The following is a 19,211-nucleotide window of genomic DNA, read 5'->3' as shown; positions in this document are numbered from 1 at the left end:
CCCGCCCCTGACCGTAGATTCCATGTCCGACGGCAACGACACTGCAGTGCATGATGTCCACGCGGCTGATGCCGCTGACGAACGTTTCCTGGTCCGTAATCCGCGCCAGCTGCGGCAGCTGCTGCGATCGTTGATCGACCAGCGATCACTGATCAATGCGCATATCGACGGCCGCGACCGCTCGTTCCCGACCGCGCTGCTTGAACTCGACGAGGACGACGACACCCTGCTGCTCGATGGCAGCCCGCAGGAGGCGTCCAACCGCGCCGCCGAACAGGCCGACCATCTGCTGTGCTTTGCCCAGCTCGAACGCGTGTTGGTGCGGTTCCGCCTGCAGGCACTGCAGCGTGTGGACAACGACGGCCACGTCGCCTTCCGTGCCCCTCTGCCGATTGAACTGGTCCATCTGCAACGACGTGAGATGTACCGGCTGGAGACCCCAGTCACCGATTCGCCCCAGCTGCTGATCCCCGCCGGCGAGAGCCGTGCCGAAGCGCTGTCGATGCGGGTGGTGGACATCAGCGGCGGCGGCCTGGCGGTGGCCGTACCTACCGACTGCGCGGTGTTCAGCCTGCAGAAGCGCTACCCGGCGATGCTGTCGCTGCCCGACGGCCCCGACCTGGAGATCGAGCTGGTCGTCTGCAACCTGCTGCCGCAGCGCCAACCCAATGGCATCGAGATCAAGCGCGTGGGCATGCGCTTCGACATCCTGCCGCGTGGCGCCGACAGTGCCATCCAGCGCTACATCTTCCGCATCGACCGCCAGCGCAAGGCGCGCCGCAACGGCGAGCTGTAAGGCCATCCGACCGGTAGTGCCGGCCACTGGCCGGCAATGACCGTATCCACATTGTTGCCAGGTTGCCGGCCAGCGCCCGGCACTAGCGCTTCCCGTGTAGATCCACGCCATGCGTGGATGCCCCCATCTTCCCCGGTAGATCCACGCCATGCGTGGATGCCTTCCCCCGGCACCTAAAGTCCCCCGACGAGGGGCCGATATCGAGCCTGACACCGGGACTTCCGGCAGAACCAGGACCCCTCGATGAACGACAAGACCAGCTCCGCCGCCAGCGCCGGTGGCGAATTCCTCAGCTTCACCCTCGGTGCCGAGCACTACGGCGTGGACATCCTCAAGGTCCAGGAAATCCGCGGCTATGACGCGGTGACCCGGGTCCCGGATGCACCGGACTACATCAAGGGCGTGATCAACCTGCGCGGCACCATCGTCCCGGTGATCGACCTGCGCCTGAAGCTGCGCCTGGACGATGCCCGCTACGACGCCTTCACCGTGATGATCGTGCTGAACGTCGACGACCGCGTGGTCGGCATCGTCGTCGACAGCGTCTCGGATGTGATCCCGCTGTCGGCCGAGCAGATCCGCCCGACCCCGGAATTCGGCGCCGCCGTCGATACCCGCTTCATCTCCGGCATCGGCACGCAGGACGACCGCATGCTGATCCTGCTCGACATCGAGACCCTGCTGGACAGCGCCGACATGGGCCAGGCCAGCGTCGTTGAAGACGCCGCTGCCTGATCGAACGGACCTGCTTCACGTTCTGGTCACAAAACCCTTCAGTTCCCTCCGGCAGTGCCGATAGGGGGACAGAAGCCGGTCGCGCAGGAGCGCGCAGGACCGGAACGACCATCACCATCCCCGGAGATACACCTCGATGAAGTCCCTGCTTGCGTTCGTTTCGGCCGCTGTCCTGGCCACCACTGCTTCCGCCGCGTTCGCCCAGTCGGCCGACATGATCCCGCCGGAACTGGCACCGCGCTCGGTCGGCAAGGACGGCATGGTCTGCGGCAAGGTCGAGAAGGCCCGCTACGCAGAAGGTTCCGAAGGCCAGCCGACCTTCCTGTACATGGGCGGCGCCTTCCCGCGCCACACCTTCTCGGCCCGCATCGCTGGCGAGAACCGCGGCAAGTTCTCCTTCCCGCTGGAAACCCTGGAAGGCAAGACCGTCTGCGTGATCGGCAAGATCCAGCGCGACGCCTCGCGCGCCGAAATCGAAGTCAGCTCGCCGGCCGGCCTGAAGCTGGCCAACATCAAGTAATCCGCTGTCCGTCGAACCACGCCGGACCTGGTGCCGGCGTGGTTTCTGCTGCAACCGGGCCCGATGCCCGGGCGCGTCTGCCTTAGGAGCTCGCAACGCCCATGCCGTGGATCAACAACCTGAAACTGATGCCGAAGCTGCTGCTGACCTTCGGTGTCCTCCTGCTGGTGATGCTGCTGCAGGGTATCGTCGCCTATCGCGGCCTGCACTCGCTGAACAACGTCACCACCGAGCTGGCGGGTTCTCGCATGGAGAGCATCCGCATGGCCGGCGAGATGCGCGGCATGCTGGGTGAATACCGCAACGCCGCCTACCAGCAGCTGATCCGCGCCAGTGACGACGTCAAGGCTGATGCACGCAAGCAGACCGTCGAGCTGCGTACCAGCATGGACAAGTCGATCAAGGACTATCCGAAGCTGGTCGACAACGCACAGCAGAAGAAGCTGTTCGACACCTTCGCCAAGGAATGGAAGGACGCCCTGGCCTCCTATGACAGCGTCACCGAGATGCTGGAACTGGACCTGCCGGACGACGCCATCGATACCTTCGTCGGCGAGACCCGCACCAAGCACCGCAAGGCCGCTTCGGCGCTGGAAGCGCTGATCGCCGAAGACAACCGCCTCGCCCGCGCCTCGCGCGAAGAGGCCGAATCCACCTACTCCGCCTCGGCCGTGCTGACCGTGATCGCTCTGCTGGGCGGCGCCGCACTCGGCCTGGTGCTGGTCTGGCTGTTTGCCCGTGCCCTGGTCGGCAGCGTGCGCGGCGCCGTCTCGGTTGCCAACGATGTGGCCGGCGGCAAGCTCGATGGCCACATCGACGTCAGCCGCCAGGACGAAGTGGGCGAACTGATGCAGGCGATGCAGCGCATGCAGCGCGACCTGCGCGAGCGCACAGAAACCGACCAGGCCATCGCCCGCGAGAACCTGCGCATCCGCACCGCGCTGGACTACAGCTCCACCGGCGTGTACCTGACCGACACCAGCAATACCATCGTCTACACCAATCGCGCCCTGCAGCAGACCCTGAGCCAGTACCAGGACGACGTGCGCCGCGACCTGCCGGACTTCGACGCGCAGGCCTCGCTGATCGGCAAGCCGGTCACCGTGCTGGAGCATCGCGGCGAGATGGACCAGACCCTGCTGGGCAACCTGAAGGCACACGGCGTCGCCCGTCGCCCGATGCAGTACGGCGATGCCCAGTTCGCCCAGGTGGTTTCCACCATCCGCAATGAAGGCGGCGACACCGTCGGCTACGTGGTGGAATGGCGCGACCGCACCCAGGAAGCGCAGGTGGAAGCCGAAGTGGCCCGCGTGATCGCCCAGGCCGCCGCTGGCGACCTGTCCGGCCGCATCGATGCCACCGACAAGGAAGGCTTCTTCCTGCAGCTGGCCCAGCAGATCAACGGCCTGCTGGATGCCAACGCCGGCAGCATCGAACAGATCTCCGGCCTGCTTGCCGCACTGTCGCAGGGTGACCTGACCGTGCGCATGCACGGTGACTACCAGGGCGTGTTCGCCCGTATGCGAGACGACGCCAACGCGACCGCCGCGCAGCTGAGCGAGATCGTCACCCGCATCAAGCAGTCCAGCCGCGCGATCAGCTCGGCCGCCGGCGAGATCGCCTCGGGCAACAGTGACCTGTCGCGCCGCACCGAGCAGCAGGCCGCCAACCTGGAAGAAACCGCCGCCTCGATGGAGGAGCTGACCTCCACCGTGCGCCAGAACGCCGAACATGCCCGCCAGGCCAACCAGCTCGCCATCGGCGCGCATGGCGTCGCCTCGCAGGGCGGTGAAGTGGTCGGCCAGGTGGTCACCACCATGTCGGCCATCGAAGCCTCGTCGAAGAAGATCGCCGAGATCATCAGCGTCATCGACGGCATCGCCTTCCAGACCAACATCCTGGCACTGAATGCCGCGGTTGAGGCCGCGCGTGCCGGTGAACAGGGCCGTGGCTTCGCCGTGGTCGCCAGCGAAGTGCGCACTCTCGCCCAGCGCTCGGCCGCTGCCGCGAAGGAGATCAAGGGCCTGATCGACGACTCCGTCGGCAAGGTCAATGACGGCTCGGCGCTGGTGCACAAGGCCGGCGCGACCATGGGCGAGATCGTCGCATCGGTGCAGCGCGTGACCGACATCATGGCCGAGATCTCCGCGGCTTCGCAGGAACAGAGTGCTGGCATCGAGCAGGTCAACCAGACCGTGGTGCAGATGGACGAAACCACCCAGCAGAACGCCGCGCTGGTGGAAGAAGCCACCGCCGCCGCACGCGCAATGGAAGAACAGGCCGGTCACCTCAGCGAGGCCGTGTCGATCTTCGTGGTGGACGAAGCCGAGACCGTGGTTGCCCCGCGCATCGCCGCTGCCCCGGCCCCGCGTGCTGCCGCACCTGCCGCACCGACCCCGGTCGCCCCGCCAGCCCGCCGCACCGCCGGTGGTCGCCCCATGGCCACCGAACTGGCCGACGGAGACTGGCAGGAGTTCTGATGCCTGCCTGACCTGACGTACGAGAACGCCCTGGCCCTGCGCTGGGGCGTTTTTGTTTACGGGGTATCTGGATATCCAGCCAACGGCGAAGCCCCTCGGGGTGGTCGCAGTAGGCGCGTGGCTACTGAGGGTTGGCCGGGAGGGTGGGCTGCGCAGGGGCCGCTGCAAGTACGTCCATGTAAGCTCGGTCGCCGCATCCATGCGGCTCACGCCCCTGCGCAGCCCACCCTCCCGGCCACGGACAGTTTCCGTGCGCGTCCACCCCGGATTGAAGAAAGAAGAGCAAGAGCAACAGCACCGCTTCCGGGTTCAGATTCGCTTTCCGCAGGAAAACGGATCTGCCCCCTCTTCCCACTTGGAAACCCAACGCTCTTGCCGTCCGTCACAGGAATGCCGAGAGGGCTGGGTCGGGGTGGGCTGGCGGGACCGTTGGCGCCATGGATGGCGCCATCGAGCCCCCAAGGGTGAGGGCGCTTTGCTTGCGAAGCACTGCTTCGCAAGCGCCCGAACGCCCAGCCGCCAGCGGCTGGGCCGGACCGCGGAGCGGGGTTTACGGCGTGTCCCGCCAGCCCACCCCGACCCAGCCTCCCACTGAAAATTCAGAGCCGACCAACCGCTGTTGCTGTTGCTGTTGCTGTTGCTTCAAAAGCCTGCCGCAGGCAGCGCCGCAGCCGCCGCTGCAAGGAAACCTGAATACGTTCGGACACCGCACCTCAATCCCCCGCCCGCGCGGCCGATAACGGGGTTGTCACCGCTTGTCCCGCTGTGACCGGCACGGCGCCGCCCGCCCGCTTCGACCTGGTCCTGCTCGATGAATCTCATGCATCGCTGGCAACACTACTTCAGCAACCTCTCCGTCCGGCGCAAGCTCAACCTGCTGACGCTGCTCATCGCGCTTGGCGTGATCGCGCTCTCGGTGATCGCCGCCCGCATGCAGTACCTCGACCTGACCGAGACCCGCAAGACCGCGCTGAAGACCCAGGTCGAACTCAGCTACGGCATCCTCCAGCACTACCATCGCCTGGCCGGTACCGGCGAGCTCAGCGAGGACGCTGCCAAGGCCGCTGCCCTGCAGGCGCTGGAAGTGATGCGCGCCGATAATGATGCCTACTATTTCAACATCTACGACACCGGCTACCGCCTGCTGATGCACCCGTTCCGCAAGGACCTGGTCGGCAAGGACATGAAGGATTTCCGCACCGACGACGGCGTGCGCATCTACTACGACCAGGTGGAAGCAGCCAAGGCCGGTGGCGGCTTCGTCAACTACCGCTGGGCCAAGCCCGGCAGCAAGGGCGAGGTCGAGAAGGTGGCTTACGCCGGCCTGTTCGCGCCCTGGAACTGGGTGGTCAGCAGTGGCGTCTACATGGACGACGTGCAGAAGCAGGCACTGGTGTTCACCGCCATCATGGCCGTCTCCGGTGGCGTGCTGGTACTGATCGTGCTGGCCCTGAGCTGGCTCATCGGCAACCGCATCGCCATACCGCTGAAGCAGGCAACGGCCGTCGCCGAGGGTATCGCCCGCGGCAAGCTGGACAGCCACATCGGCCCGCAGCCGCATGACGAGACCGGCCGCCTGCTGGACGCCATGTCGGGCATGCAGCAGCAGCTGCACGCGGTGATCAGCGGCCAGCGCGAGATGGCGCGTCGCCACGACGGCGGCGAACTGAGCTACCGCATCGATGCCAGCGCCTTCCCCGGCGAGTACGGGCTGATGGTGCAGGAAACCAATGCCCTGGTCGGCGGCCACGTGCAGACCCTGCACGATGTGCTGGACGTGGTGCAGCAGTACGCGGTGGGCGATCTGAGCCGCGACGTCGCGCGCTACCCCGGCGAGAAGGCCGCGATGACCACCACCGTCGACACGGTCAAGGCCAACCTCGGCCGCATCAACGCCGAGATCAAGCAGCTGGCCAGTGCCGCCGCCGCAGGCGACTTCAGCTGCCGTGGCGACGCGCAGCGCTTCGATCACGATTTCCGCCTGATGCTGGAAAACCTCAACGCGATGATGGCGGTCAGCGATGACAACCTCGGCAAGCTCTCGCAGCTGCTGTCGGCCATCGCCGAAGGCGACCTGACCGCGCGCATGCACGGCGACTACCAGGGCGTGTTCGCACGCATGCGGGACGACGCCAACACCACCGTCGCGCAGCTGACCAAAATCGTCGGCCAGATCCAGGCCAGCGCGTCCAGCATCACCCTCGCCGCCGGCGAGATCGCCTCAGGCAACAGCGACCTGTCGCGCCGTACCGAGCAGCAGGCCGCCAATCTGGAAGAAACCGCCGCGTCGATGGAGGAACTGACCTCCACCGTGCGCCAGAACGCCGAGCACGCCCGCCAGGCCAATCAGCTGGCGATCGGCGCGCAGGGTGTTGCTTCTCAAGGCGGCAGCGTGGTCGGCCAGGTGGTCAACACCATGTCGGCCATCGAAGCCTCGTCGAAGAAGATCGCCGAGATCATCTCGGTCATCGACGGCATCGCCTTCCAGACCAACATCCTGGCGCTGAACGCCGCAGTGGAAGCCGCACGTGCCGGCGAACAGGGCCGTGGCTTCGCCGTGGTCGCCAGCGAAGTGCGTACCCTCGCCCAGCGCTCGGCCGCCGCGGCCAAGGAGATCAAGGGCCTGATCGATGATTCGGTCGGCAAGGTCGCCGAAGGCTCCAGCCTGGTGCACCAGGCCGGCAGCACCATGGGCGAGATCGTCGCCTCGGTGCAGCGCGTGACCGACATCATGGCCGAGATCTCCGCGGCTTCGCAGGAGCAGTCGGCCGGCATCGAGCAGGTCAACCAGACCGTGGTGCAGATGGACGAAACCACCCAGCAGAATGCTGCGCTGGTGGAAGAAGCCACCGCTGCCGCACGTGCGATGGAAGAACAGGCTGGCCAGCTGGCCGACGCCGTGGCGATCTTCCGCCTGGACAACCAGGTCTCGGCCGCGATGAAGGCCGTGGCCGCGCGTGTCGAGCCGGTGCATGTTGCCGCCGCCGTGGCGCGTCCGCGGCCGGCTCCGACGCCAGCACCGGTTCGCCGCACCGGCAGCAACGCCAACACCTTCGTCGCCAGCGACAGCGACTGGCAGGAATTCTGAGACCCACCCGCGGCGGCTTCGGCCGCCGCCTCTGCCGATGGACACGTCCCCCGTGCAAAGTCCTACTCCCATCGTCACCGGCCCACGCGAATTCGAGTTCGCCGACCGTGATTTCCGCCGCGTCTGCGACCTGATCTACCAGCGCGTGGGCATTGCCCTCGCCCCGGCAAAGCGCGACATGGTCTATGGCCGCCTGTCGCGCCGCCTGCGCACGCTGGGCATGCGCAGCTTCCAGCAGTATCTGGACCATCTGGAGCAGGAAGACGGTGACGAGTGGCAGGCGTTCACCAACGCACTGACCACCAACCTGACCTCGTTCTTCCGTGAGCCGCACCACTTCGACAAGCTGCGCGAGGAGCTGCAGCAGCGCTCCAGCCGCACGCCGCTGCTGCTGTGGTCGTGCGCCGCCTCCACCGGCGAAGAGCCCTACTCGATGGCGATCACCGCCTGCGAAGCCTTCGGCACGCTGAAGCCACCGGTACGCATCATCGCCACCGACGTCGATACCCAGGTGCTGGCCACGGCCGGCCGTGGCGTCTACAACATCGACCGCGTCACCAGCCTCGATCCGGATCTGCGCCGCCGCTACTTCCAGCGCGGCAGCGGCCCCAACGAGGGCCAGTGCCGCGTGTTGCCGGCGCTGCGCGAGTTGATCGAGTTCCGCCCATTGAACCTGCTCGCCCCGCGCTACGACGTCGGCGGCCCGTTCGACGCGCTGTTCTGCCGCAACGTGATGATCTACTTCGACAAGCCGACCCAGCGCGCGATCCTGGGCCGGCTGGTGCAGCACCTGTCCGACGATGGCCTGCTCTACACCGGCCACTCGGAGAACTACCTGCATGCCGCCGACCTGATCCAGCCCTGCGGACGCACCCTGTACCGCCGTGCGGCAAAGGCAGGCGCATGAACGCATCGCTGCGCACCGATGATGTGATGCGTTACCAGGACGCGCGCTTCAAGACCATTGCGGCCAAGCTGCTGCCGACCCAGTACCTGGTGGTCGATGACACCACTGCGCTGACCACCACGCTGGGTTCCTGCGTGGCGGCCTGCCTGCGCGACCCTGTGCTGAAGATCGGCGGCATGAACCACTTCCTGCTGCCCGAAGGCAACGCCGGCGACGGAGCACCCGCGCGCTACGGCAGCTATGCGATGGAACTGCTGATCAACGACATGCTCAAGCGCGGCGCACACCGCAAGCGCATCGAAGCCAAGGTGTTCGGTGGTGCCAACGTGCTGAAGGGTTTCACCAGCAACCCGGTCGGCACCCGCAACGCCGAGTTCGTGCGCCAGTACCTGCAGGCCGAGCACATCCCGATCATCGCCGAGGATCTGTGCGGCATCCATCCGCGCAAGATCTGGTTCTTCGCCGATACCGGCCGCGTGGTGGTGCAGCGCCTGCCGCATGCCCATGAAGCCGAAGTGGCCGCGACCGAATCGGCCGTGCGTGCACGCCTGTCCAAGGCCCCGGTCACCGGTGGCGTGGAGCTGTTCGAATGACCCTGACCGGCAACGCCCCCTGCCGGGTCCTGATCGTCGACGACTCCGCCGTCGTGCGCCAGATGCTCACGGAAATCCTGTCCAGCGATCCGTCCATCGACGTGGTCGGCACCGCCGCCGACCCGCTGCTGGCGCGCGAGAAGATCAAGCGCCTGGCCCCGGACGTGATCACCCTGGACGTGGAAATGCCGCGCATGGACGGCCTGGCGTTCCTGGAAAACCTGATGCGCCTGCACCCGCTGCCGGTGGTGATGATCTCCTCGCTGACCGAACGCGGCGCCGACACCACCCTGCAGGCACTGGCGTTGGGTGCTGTGGATTTCGTCTCCAAGCCGAAGCTGGACGTGGCGCGCGGCCTGCAGGCCTACGCCGACGAGATCATCGCCAAGGTGAAGATGGCGGCGCGCTCGCGTGTGCGCCCGCTGGTGCGTGCCGCCCTGCCCAAACTGACACTGGACGCCGCCCCGGCGATGCGTCCCGCCACGCCCCAGTTCCGCACCACCGACCGCCTGATCGCGATCGGCTCGTCGGCCGGTGGCACCGAGGCCCTGCGCGTGGTGCTGGAAGGCATGCCCGCCGATGGCCCGGCCGTGGTGATGACCCAGCATCTGCCGGCCAGCTTCAGCACGGCCTTCGCCGAACGACTGGATCGCCATTCCGCCATGGCAGTGCGTGAGGCCAGCGACGGCGAAGCAGTGCTGCCCGGCCACGCCTACCTGCCACCGGGTGGCAAGCACCTGCGCATCATCCGCGACGGTGCACGCTGGCGCTGCCGGGTCGACGACGGCCCGGCAGTGAACCGGCACAAGCCCGCGGTGGACGTGCTGTTCCGCTCGGTCGCGCAGAACGCCGGCGGCAACGCCATCGGCGCCATTCTCACCGGCATGGGCGATGACGGCGCCCGTGGCCTGCTGGAGATGCGCCAGGCCGGCGCCCCGACGCTGGTGCAGGACGAGGCCACCAGTGTGGTCTGGGGCATGCCCGGTGCCGCCTTCAAGCTCGGCGCTGCCGAAGAGCAGGTGCCGCTGGAGCGGATTGCCGAGCGGTTGCTGGCCCTCGCCCGCGGCTGACAGGCCTCTGTAGAGCCGAGCCCACGCTCGGCTCTGCACCCTGCTGGACACCTCCAAGAGACGTCAGGCGCAATTGCCGATCCGCCGGCAGCACCTTCGACCATTGATGTTTCAACGGCGCTGCTCGAGGCTGGACCCTGCCGCAAGCCATGCGCGCCAAACGGGAGGCCCGCAGGACACCGACTTGGAGCGCGGCTGGAGCGGGTCGTATAGTCAGGTATCGCACAGCAATGGAACGCCGATGAACGTTACCCCGCAAGGCCGCGCTGCTCGGGTACGCAGGGAGGGATGTCCGGGTAACGGGCAATACCCACTGCGCAACCTGTCGCATTTGCCCGGATGGGGCGCCGTCGTTCGTGATGAGACCGCATGTTCCAGGGATCAAGGAAAATCCTGCAGCGACATGGACCGCTCATGCTGAAAGTTCTCCCGACCCTTGCTCACGTTTGGTTGATCGCCTCGATCACAATGGCCGTTCCGGGCTGCAACAAGGAACGCTCATACCCGGTCTATCGCGAGAATCCGGCGCCAAAGGATGCGCTGCCGATTGTGATTCGGGTCCATGATGCACCCGTGGATGTCCCCGTTCCTTCGGTCTTCGTCACGTATGAGATAGACCCACTCTGTCTCCCTCCGGTCAACAATTGGGAGGGGGTGCAGTACGAGCCGAACCAGCACAAGGTTGAGCTTCAGGCACAGCGCCTCAGTGCCACTGAATTCAGCAGTGTTGTATTCAACGATGGCATGGAAGTTGCCGACTATTACGGTCGCGGCCCGTGCACTTGGACACCCGTGCTCGTGGAAGCTTCATTCGCCTTCATCATCGATGATCGCCCTATCCAAGCAACCGCATGGACTTCATTCACAAAGCTTGAAACCGAGAAACTCGCTACTACCTACGTACATCGCGCCTTACGCCCCATGACTTCAGGGGGATCGCCAGAGTGGACGCCTACCGAGCCTTCGACTTGGTACGAGAAGATGCCTCAAGATAAGCGAAAGGATTACTTCCCAATCGAAATCTCCACACGGACTGAAGGAACAGCCCAATGAATCCTGGAGCAAATGCAGCCCTCTCAGATCATGTCTACAAGGATCCGCTCCCTGCGCCCAAGGCCATTGTTACCATTGCCGGGACGGAATATCGTGTATTGGCCAGCCTAAACTCCGCCACCGGCTACCAAGGCGTCATTTACCATAATCTCGAATCCAAAGAAGTAATCGTCACCCATCGCGGTACCGAGTTTGATCGCCAGCCTCTGATTGACGGCGGCATCGACGCTGCGATGGTCACCGCAAGAGTCAACGCACAACTCGGTGATGCCCTCGCACTGACCAAGCAGGCGATCGATCTGGCTAAAGAGAATGGGTATGGTCCGGTGTACGTCACCGGCCACTCGCTGGGCGGCGCGCTCGCCCAGATCACTGCACACCACTACAACCTCCCCGGCAACGCATTCAATCCTTACGGTGCTGCCGGGCTGGCGTATCGCCTTCCTGAGGGCCAGCCGGCCAACGCGGCGCCCTTCACCAACCATGTGATGGCAGGCGACCTGGTCAGTGCGGGCGGTCCTCATTACGGCAAGGTCGAGATGTATGCGCTGCCCAGGGAACTGGAGGTCCTGCGCAACGCCGAGCACGGCCAGCGCATCGCCTCGCTTGGAACACCTGGGATGAAAAGCGGCCATGTCATGTCCGCCGCGGTGGCGGTCCAGTTGGGCGACTCCCATCGATTGGTTCATTTCCTTGATCGCGTGACCGACAAGGGCCCGGTGCAGTCTGTACTGGACAATCCCCAGGCCCGGATCACAGATCCTGAAGACCTGCGCCGGATTGTCGACTACCGCAGTGATGTTCATCAGTTGCGCGCAGGCGCGACCGTGCTGGTCGGCGGCGGACCTGGCCTGCTGCGCGACGGGGTCAATTACCTGCGCGGTATTGAGGAAGCCGGTGCATATGCCCGCCGCGAGGCTGAAGCGGAGCAGCGGGCCCAGAATGCGCTCAGGCCGGGGGAGCAACTGACCCAGGATGCAACCGACAAGGGCTCGCCCTCTCTCGGCAATCCCGGCTTCTCTCCCAGGAGTCCATTGCAGGAGAGCATTGAGTCAACCTTGGACAAGGCAGGCTTGGATCCCAGGAAGGAAGGCCATCCAGACCATGTGCTCTACCAGCAGATCCGCGATGGTGTATCCGCCGTGGATGCCAGGCACGGGCGCAGCTTCGATGAAACCAGTGAGCGCATGACGGCCAGCCTGCTTGCGACGGCCAAGAGCAGCGGCCTCGAACGCGTTGATCATGTGGTCCTGGGCAGTCCACCCAGCGATGGCTCGGGCCCTCGCCTGTTCGTTGTTCAGGGAGCACCGGGCAATCCGGCACACCTGCGGGCGTCGGTTCCGATCAGCGAGGCAATCAATACGCCGGTAGAGCAGTCGATCGCCAAGGCCGAACAGATTGCGCAGGCACAGCAGGTCGGTCAGCAAGACCACGCCCAGGAGCAGACCCGAACCGCGATGCGCATGGGCTAGGCCACCTGGCCGGGCACAATAAAAACCCGGCTTTCACCGGAGGTTCTTCGTTTCAACGGGTTGCCGGCCAGCGGCCGGCACTACCATGCGTCGTCCGCTCACAAAAAACCCCCGGCGCGAGCCGGGGGCTTTTCGTTACCGCATCAGGCGGCGACGGTCTTGGCCACGTCCTGGTATTCCTCGATCTGGTCGAAGTTCATGTAGCGGTAGATCTCCGCACCATTGGCGTTGATCACGCCGATGTCCGCCATGTACTCCTCCTTGGTCGGGATGCGGCCCAGGCGCGAGCAGATCGCCGCCAGTTCCGCCGAACCCAGGTACACGTTGGTGTTGCGGCCCAGGCGGTTCGGGAAGTTGCGGGTCGAGGTCGACATCGCGGTGGAGCCTTCGCGGATCTGCGCCTGGTTGCCCATGCACAGCGAGCAGCCCGGCATTTCCATGCGTGCACCGGTGGCGCCGAAGGTGCCGTACACGCCTTCCTTGGTCAGCTCCGAGGCATCCATCTTGGTCGGCGGGGCCACCCACAGGCGGGTCGGCAGGTCACGCTTGCCTTCCAGCAGCTTGGCAGCGGCGCGGAAGTGACCGATGTTGGTCATGCACGAACCGATGAACACTTCGTCGATCTTGGCGCCGGCCACTTCGGACAGGGTCTTCACGTCGTCCGGGTCGTTCGGGCAGGCCACGATCGGCTCGTGGATGTCGGCCAGGTCGATCTCGATGACGGCAGCGTATTCGGCATCGGCATCCGGCTCCAGCAGCTCCGGGTTGGCCAGCCACGCTTCCATCTTCTCGATACGGCGCTGCAGCGAACGCGGGTCCTGGTAACCCTCGGCAATCATCCACTTCAGCAGGGTGATGTTGCTGTTGAGGTACTCGATGATCGGCTCCTTGTTCAGGCGCACCGAGCAACCGGCCGCCGAACGCTCGGCCGAGGCGTCGGACAGCTCGAACGCCTGTTCGACCTTCAGCTCCGGCAGGCCTTCGATTTCCAGGATGCGACCGGAGAAGATGTTCTTCTTGCCAGCCTTGGCCACGGTCAGCAGGCCCGACTTGATCGCGTACAGCGGAATCGCGTTGACCAGGTCACGCAGGGTCACGCCCGGCTGCATCTTGCCCTTGAAGCGCACCAGCACCGACTCCGGCATGTCCAGCGGCATCACGCCGGTGGCAGCGGCGAAGGCGACCAGGCCCGAACCGGCCGGGAACGAAATGCCCACCGGGAAACGGGTGTGCGAGTCACCACCGGTGCCGACGGTGTCCGGCAGCAGCATGCGGTTGAGCCAGCTGTGGATCACGCCGTCGCCCGGGCGCAGCGACACGCCGCCACGGGTGGAGATGAACTCCGGCAGGGTGTGGTGGGTCTTCACGTCCACCGGCTTCGGGTAAGCGGCGGTGTGGCAGAACGACTGCATCACCAGGTCGGCCGAGAAGCCCAGGCAGGCCAGGTCCTTCAGCTCGTCGCGGGTCATCGGTCCGGTGGTGTCCTGCGAGCCGACCGAGGTCATCTTCGGTTCGCAGTAGGTGCCCGGGCGCATGCCCTGGCCTTCCGGCAGGCCACAGGCGCGGCCAACCATCTTCTGCGCCAGCGAGAAGCCCTTGCCGGTATCGACCGGCTGCACCGGCAGGCGGAACAGATCGGTCGGGGCCAGGCCCAGCGCTTCGCGCGCCTTGCCGGTCAGGCCTCGGCCGATGATCAGCGGAATGCGGCCACCGGCGCGCACTTCGTCGAACAGCACTTCGGACTTGACCTGGAACTCGGCGATCACTTCACCGTTCTTCAGCGCCTTGCCTTCGTACGGACGCAGCTCGACCACATCGCCGTGCTCCATCTTCGACACGTCCAGCTCGATCGGCAGTGCACCGGCATCTTCCATGGTGTTGTAGAAGATCGGGGCGATCTTCGAACCCAGGCAGACGCCACCGGCGCGCTTGTTCGGGATGAACGGAATGTCATCGCCGGTCCACCACAGCACGCTGTTGGTGGCCGACTTGCGCGAGGAACCGGTGCCGACCACGTCGCCAACGTAGGCGACCAGGTGACCCTTGTTTTTCAGCGACAGGATCTGCTGGATCGGGCCGCGCTTGCCGTCTTCTTCCGGGGTGAACGGCGCGTCGTCGCGCTTGTTCTTCAGCATCGCCAGGGCGTGCATCGGGATGTCCGGGCGGGTGGTCGCGTCCGGCGCCGGCGACAGGTCGTCGGTGTTGGTTTCGCCCGGCACCTTGAACACGGTGACGGTCAGGCTCTGCGGCACTTCCGGGTTGCTGGTGAACCACTCGGCGTCGGCCCAGCTCTGCAGCACGGCCTGGGCGTTGGCGTTGCCGGCCTTGGCCTTTTCCTGCACATCGTGGAAGGCATCGAACACCAGCAGGGTCTTCTTCAGACCGTTGGCGGCGATGGTGCCGACGCTGGCGTCGTCCAGCAGCTGCACCAGCGGGGCAACGTTGTAGCCGCCGAGCATGGTGCCCAGCAGTTCAGTGGCGCGCTCGCGGCTGATCAGCGGGTTCTGCTCGCTGCCCAGGGCGATCGCCGCCAGGTACGAGGCCTTGACCTTGGCCGCGTCATCGACGCCGGCCGGCACGCGGTGGGTCAGCAGGTCGAGCAGGAACTCGGCCTCGCCCTGCGGCGGGTTCTTCAGCAGTTCGATGACATCGGCCGTCTGCTGCGCGCTCAGCGGCAGCGGCGGGATGCCAAGCGCAGCGCGCTCGGCGACGTGGTGGCGGTAGGCTTCCAACATGACAACTCCCGGGTAATGCGTAGGTTGAAAAAAAGTGGGCTCAGGCTTGCGGCACGATCAGCTTCAGGCCCTTGAAGTAGTCGCGGTAAAACGTGTCGTTCCAGGTGATCAGGCCATCGCACTGCAGCAGTGCGTGGGCGCCGACCATGAATTCGTCCAGGCTGCGGCGGCTGCCGCTGCGCTGGCGGTGGCGGCGGTGCATCTCGCCGGCGCGCAGCGCCGACTTGGCTTCCATCGGGTTGAAGTGCACGCCCATTTCTTCCAGCGCTTCGAGCACCTCGGCACCGCCACGCAGCGATGCGCAGACCTCGGCCAGGGTCGCGCCGCAGACCACCACGCGGCCACCGACCAGGCTCTGCCTGAGGATGGCTTCCACGGCATCGGCCTGCGGGCCATTGCTGAGCAGCTCGACCAGCACCGAAGAGTCGACGGCGATCATCACGGCTTATTCCTCGTCACGCACCGCACGTACCGCTGCGTCGGACGATTCGAAACCGTCCAGCGCGAACTTGCCGCGCGCCCGTGAAATGGCATCGTCAACACTCTTGCGCAGGATGATGCGGCTGCCGTCCAGCTCGACCTTCAGCAGCGTGCCCTTGGTCAGGCCGAGGGCATCACGCACCGCCTTGGGCAGGGTGATCTGTCCGCGTTCTGCAACAGTGGCTTCCATCGGTAGGCCCTCCAGAGTATGCACAAATTATACATACTTCCCCGGGCATACTTCCACCCTGAACAGGACCGGCAACCCGCCAGCCCTTGCCTCGCAAAGGATCGGCCACAAACGTGACATACGCCATACACCTTCCCCTGTAGTCTGGAACCGATGCCGCAGGCCGGAACCCGGCCCGGATGAATCCATTCAGCCTGGGGTTCATACTGGGACCACCGGGGCCGTCAGGCCCGCGGCGACCGCAAGCAGGTCCGCCCATGCGCGGGCCACTGCAAGCCATCCGCAAGAAGGAGTTACCCCGCATGAGCGATTCGTTCTCCACCCGCAGCCAGCTGAACGTCGGCGGCAAGACCTACGACTACTTCAGCCTGCCCACGCTGGGCCAGCGCTTCGATATCTCCCACCTGCCCTACTCGATGAAGATCCTGCTGGAGAACCTGCTCCGGCACGAGGACGGCGGCATCACCGTCGGCAAGGACCACATCGAAGCCGTGGCCCGCTGGAACCCGGCGGCCGAGCCGGACACCGAAATCGCCTTCATGCCGGCGCGCGTGGTCCTGCAGGACTTCACCGGCGTGCCCTGCGTGGTCGACCTCGCCGCAATGCGCGACGCGGTGGTCAAGCTCGGCGGCTCGCCTGAGCAGATCAACCCGCAGATTCCCTCCGAACTGGTCATCGACCACTCGGTGCAGGTCGACGTGTTCGGCAAACCGGACGCGCTGGACCTCAACGGCAAAATCGAGTTCCAGCGCAACCAGGAACGCTACGGCTTCCTGCGCTGGGGCCAGAAGGCCTTCGACAACTTCAAGGTAGTGCCGCCGAACACCGGCATCGTCCACCAGGTGAACCTGGAGAACCTGGCCCGCGTGGTGATGACGGCGGACAAGGACGGCAAGGCGGTCGCCTACCCCGATACCGTGTTCGGTACCGACAGCCACACCACCATGATCAACGGCATCGGCGTGCTGGGCTGGGGCGTGGGCGGCATCGAAGCGGAGGCGGCCATGCTCGGCCAGCCGTCGTCGATGCTGATCCCGCAGGTGGTCGGCTTCAAGCTGACCGGCAAGCTGCCCGAGGGCGCCACCGCCACCGACCTGGTGCTGACCGTCACCCAGATGCTGCGCAAGCTGGGCGTGGTCGGCAAGTTCGTCGAGTTCTACGGTGACGGCCTGCAGCACCTGCCGCTGGCCGACCGTGCCACCATCGGCAACATGGCCCCGGAGTACGGCGCCACCTGCGGCATCTTCCCGATTGACGCCGAGTCGCTGAACTACCTGCGCCTGTCCGGCCGCAGCGAAGAGCAGATCGATCTGGTTGAAGCCTATGCCAAGGCGCAGGGCCTGTGGCACGAACCGGGCAGCCCGCACGCGCAGTACAGCACCACGCTGGAACTGGACATGGGCACGGTGAAGCCGTCGCTGGCCGGCCCGAAGCGCCCGCAGGACCGCGTGCTGCTGGAAGACGTGCAGAAGAACTACCGCGAAGCCCTGGTCGGCATGACCGCCAACCGTGACAAGCGCAGCGACGACGTCTCGTCGTTCGTCAATGAAGGCGGCGGTGCCGCAGTCGGCAACGAGCAGCTGGCCAAGGGCTTCGCCGATATCGAGATCGAGAACCGCAAGGTGCGGCTGAAGGACGGTGCGGTGGTCATCGCCGCCATCACCTCGTGCACCAACACCTCCAACCCGGCGGTGATGATCGGCGCCGGCCTGCTGGCCCGCAATGCGGCCGCCAAGGGCCTGAACCGCCAGCCGTGGGTCAAGACCTCGCTCGGGCCGGGTTCGCGTGTGGTCACCGACTACCTGGAAAAGGCCGGTGTACTGAAGGAGCTGGAGAAGATCGGCTTCTACGTGGTCGGCTACGGCTGCACCACCTGCATCGGCAACTCCGGCCCGCTGCCGACCGAAGTCAGCGCCGGCATCGCCACCGGCGACCTGGTCGTCACCTCGGTACTGTCCGGCAACCGCAACTTCGAGGGCCGCGTGCACCCCGAAGTGAAGATGAACTACCTGGCCAGCCCGCCACTGGTGGTGGCCTACGCCATCGCCGGCACCACCGACATCGACCTGACCACCCAGCCGCTGGGTACCGGCAGCGATGGCCAGCCGGTGTTCCTGCGCGACATCTGGCCGAGCAACAAGGAAATCGGCGACGTCATCGCCGCCACCATCGGCCCGGAGATGTTCAAGCAGAACTACGCCGATGTGTTCAAGGGTGATACCCGCTGGAACACCATCGCTTCTCCGGACGGCAACCTGTACGAGTGGAGCGATGCCTCTACCTACATCAAGAACCCGCCGTACTTCGATGGCATGACCATGCAGACCGGCAGCATCGACGATGTGCACGGTGCACGCGTGATGGGCCTGTTCGGTGATTCGATCACCACCGACCACATCTCCCCGGCCGGCAACATCAAGAAGGACTCGCCGGCAGGCCGCTTCCTGCAGGAACGCGGCGTGCAGCCGGCCGACTTCAACAGCTACGGCAGCCGCCGCGGCAACGATGACGTGATGGTCCGCGGCACGTTCGCCAACATCCGCATCAAGAACCTGATGTTCGGTGGCGAGGAAGGCGGCAACACCCTGTACTACCCGGCCGGCGGCGGCCAGCCGGAGAAGCTGGCGATCTACGATGCAGCCATGAAGTACAAGGCTGACAAGGTGCCGCTGGTGGTGTTGGCCGGCAAGGAATACGGCACCGGCTCGTCGCGTGACTGGGCGGCCAAGGGCACCCTGCTGCTGGGGGTGAAGGCGGTCGTGGCCGAGAGCTTCGAGCGCATCCACCGCTCCAACCTGGTCGGCATGGGCGTGCTGCCGCTGCAGTTCCGCAACGGCGAGAACGCACAGAGCCTGGGCCTGGACGGTTCGGAAGTGATCGACATCACCGGCCTGCAGGACGGTGCCAGCAAGCGCGCTACGGTCACCGCGACCAAGGCCGACGGCACCAAGAAGACCTTCGAAGTCTCGGTGATGCTGCTGACCCCGAAGGAAGTCGAGTACTTCCGCCATGGTGGCCTGCTGCAGTACGTGCTGCGCCAGTTGGCAGCCAAGTAACTGGTAGCGCCGGGCCATGCCCGGCGGATCCCGGAA

13 protein-coding genes and 1 pseudogene are annotated in these 19,211 nt (G+C 65.7%); 11 read left to right on the top strand and 3 right to left on the bottom strand.

Annotated features, from left to right (window positions below; genetic code table 11):
* Nucleotides 1-22: 22 nt before the first annotated feature.
* The 10 genes and pseudogenes from ACSYS9_RS10635 (at nucleotide 23) to ACSYS9_RS10590 (ending at nucleotide 12,714) form a co-directional block, all read left to right on the top strand.
* Complete coding sequence (locus tag ACSYS9_RS10635; RefSeq protein WP_049401200.1) at nucleotides 23-796, top strand: flagellar brake protein; 774 nt, start codon at nucleotides 23-25, stop codon at nucleotides 794-796.
* Nucleotides 797-1,039: 243 nt separating this feature from the next.
* The gene (locus ACSYS9_RS10630) at nucleotides 1,040-1,531 is read left to right on the top strand and encodes a chemotaxis protein CheW (RefSeq protein ID WP_049401162.1); all 492 of its coding nucleotides are present in this window, start codon (nucleotides 1,040-1,042) and stop codon (nucleotides 1,529-1,531) included.
* Between the two features lie 136 nt (nucleotides 1,532-1,667).
* Nucleotides 1,668-2,051, top strand: coding sequence for a hypothetical protein (locus ACSYS9_RS10625; RefSeq protein ID WP_010482470.1), 384 nt, complete (start codon nucleotides 1,668-1,670; stop codon nucleotides 2,049-2,051).
* A 101-nt stretch (nucleotides 2,052-2,152) separates the two neighbouring features.
* A pseudogene (locus tag ACSYS9_RS10620) lies at nucleotides 2,153-4,367 on the top strand (methyl-accepting chemotaxis protein); the annotation flags it as partial.
* A gap of 975 nt (nucleotides 4,368-5,342) precedes the next feature.
* Entirely contained in the window at nucleotides 5,343-7,619 is a 2,277-nt protein-coding gene (locus ACSYS9_RS10615) for a methyl-accepting chemotaxis protein (RefSeq protein WP_071229332.1), read from the top strand.
* A 37-nt stretch (nucleotides 7,620-7,656) separates the two neighbouring features.
* The gene (locus ACSYS9_RS10610; RefSeq protein ID WP_050509861.1) at nucleotides 7,657-8,526 is read left to right on the top strand and encodes a CheR family methyltransferase; all 870 of its coding nucleotides are present in this window, start codon (nucleotides 7,657-7,659) and stop codon (nucleotides 8,524-8,526) included.
* A complete protein-coding gene (gene cheD / locus ACSYS9_RS10605; RefSeq protein WP_008264676.1) occupies nucleotides 8,523-9,119 on the top strand; it encodes a chemoreceptor glutamine deamidase CheD in 597 nt (198 codons plus the stop codon). Before ACSYS9_RS10610 ends, cheD begins: the two co-directional genes overlap by 4 nt.
* Nucleotides 9,116-10,189 carry a protein-glutamate methylesterase/protein-glutamine glutaminase gene (locus ACSYS9_RS10600; RefSeq protein ID WP_143048253.1) on the top strand — a complete coding sequence of 358 codons (1,074 nt, stop codon included), beginning with the start codon at nucleotides 9,116-9,118 and terminating at the stop codon, nucleotides 10,187-10,189. The genes cheD and ACSYS9_RS10600 overlap by 4 nt, the downstream gene beginning before the upstream one ends.
* 414 nt (nucleotides 10,190-10,603) lie before the next feature.
* Nucleotides 10,604-11,242, top strand: a complete 639-nt coding sequence (locus ACSYS9_RS10595; protein WP_071229331.1) for a hypothetical protein — start codon at nucleotides 10,604-10,606, stop codon at nucleotides 11,240-11,242.
* Nucleotides 11,239-12,714, top strand: a complete 1,476-nt coding sequence (locus ACSYS9_RS10590) for an XVIPCD domain-containing protein (protein ID WP_071229330.1) — start codon at nucleotides 11,239-11,241, stop codon at nucleotides 12,712-12,714. Before ACSYS9_RS10595 ends, ACSYS9_RS10590 begins: the two co-directional genes overlap by 4 nt.
* Nucleotides 12,715-12,857: 143 nt before the next feature.
* Here the strand turns inward: ACSYS9_RS10590 and acnB are convergent, their stop codons facing one another.
* From acnB to ACSYS9_RS10575, 3 genes are read right to left on the bottom strand one after another with little or no spacing between them, the layout of a single operon-like run.
* Nucleotides 12,858-15,449 carry a bifunctional aconitate hydratase 2/2-methylisocitrate dehydratase gene (acnB, locus tag ACSYS9_RS10585; RefSeq protein WP_071229329.1) on the bottom strand — a complete coding sequence of 864 codons (2,592 nt, stop codon included), beginning with the start codon at nucleotides 15,447-15,449 and terminating at the stop codon, nucleotides 12,858-12,860.
* 40 nt (nucleotides 15,450-15,489) lie between these two features.
* Complete coding sequence (locus ACSYS9_RS10580; RefSeq protein WP_071229328.1) at nucleotides 15,490-15,888, bottom strand: type II toxin-antitoxin system VapC family toxin; 399 nt, start codon at nucleotides 15,886-15,888, stop codon at nucleotides 15,490-15,492.
* A 6-nt stretch (nucleotides 15,889-15,894) separates the two neighbouring features.
* A complete protein-coding gene (locus ACSYS9_RS10575) occupies nucleotides 15,895-16,119 on the bottom strand; it encodes an AbrB/MazE/SpoVT family DNA-binding domain-containing protein (RefSeq protein WP_005409505.1) in 225 nt (74 codons plus the stop codon).
* Nucleotides 16,120-16,421: 302 nt separating this feature from the next.
* Here ACSYS9_RS10575 and acnA point away from each other — a divergent pair, with 302 nt between their 5' ends.
* Complete coding sequence (gene acnA / locus ACSYS9_RS10570) at nucleotides 16,422-19,175, top strand: aconitate hydratase AcnA (RefSeq protein ID WP_071229327.1); 2,754 nt, start codon at nucleotides 16,422-16,424, stop codon at nucleotides 19,173-19,175.
* Nucleotides 19,176-19,211: the final 36 nt, after the last annotated feature.

Origin of the sequence: Stenotrophomonas sp. STK17_22 (assembly GCF_051983905.1) — a bacterium.
GTDB lineage: Bacteria > Pseudomonadota > Gammaproteobacteria > Xanthomonadales > Xanthomonadaceae > Stenotrophomonas > Stenotrophomonas maltophilia_A.
This window is presented reverse-complemented; position numbering and strand designations above follow the sequence as displayed.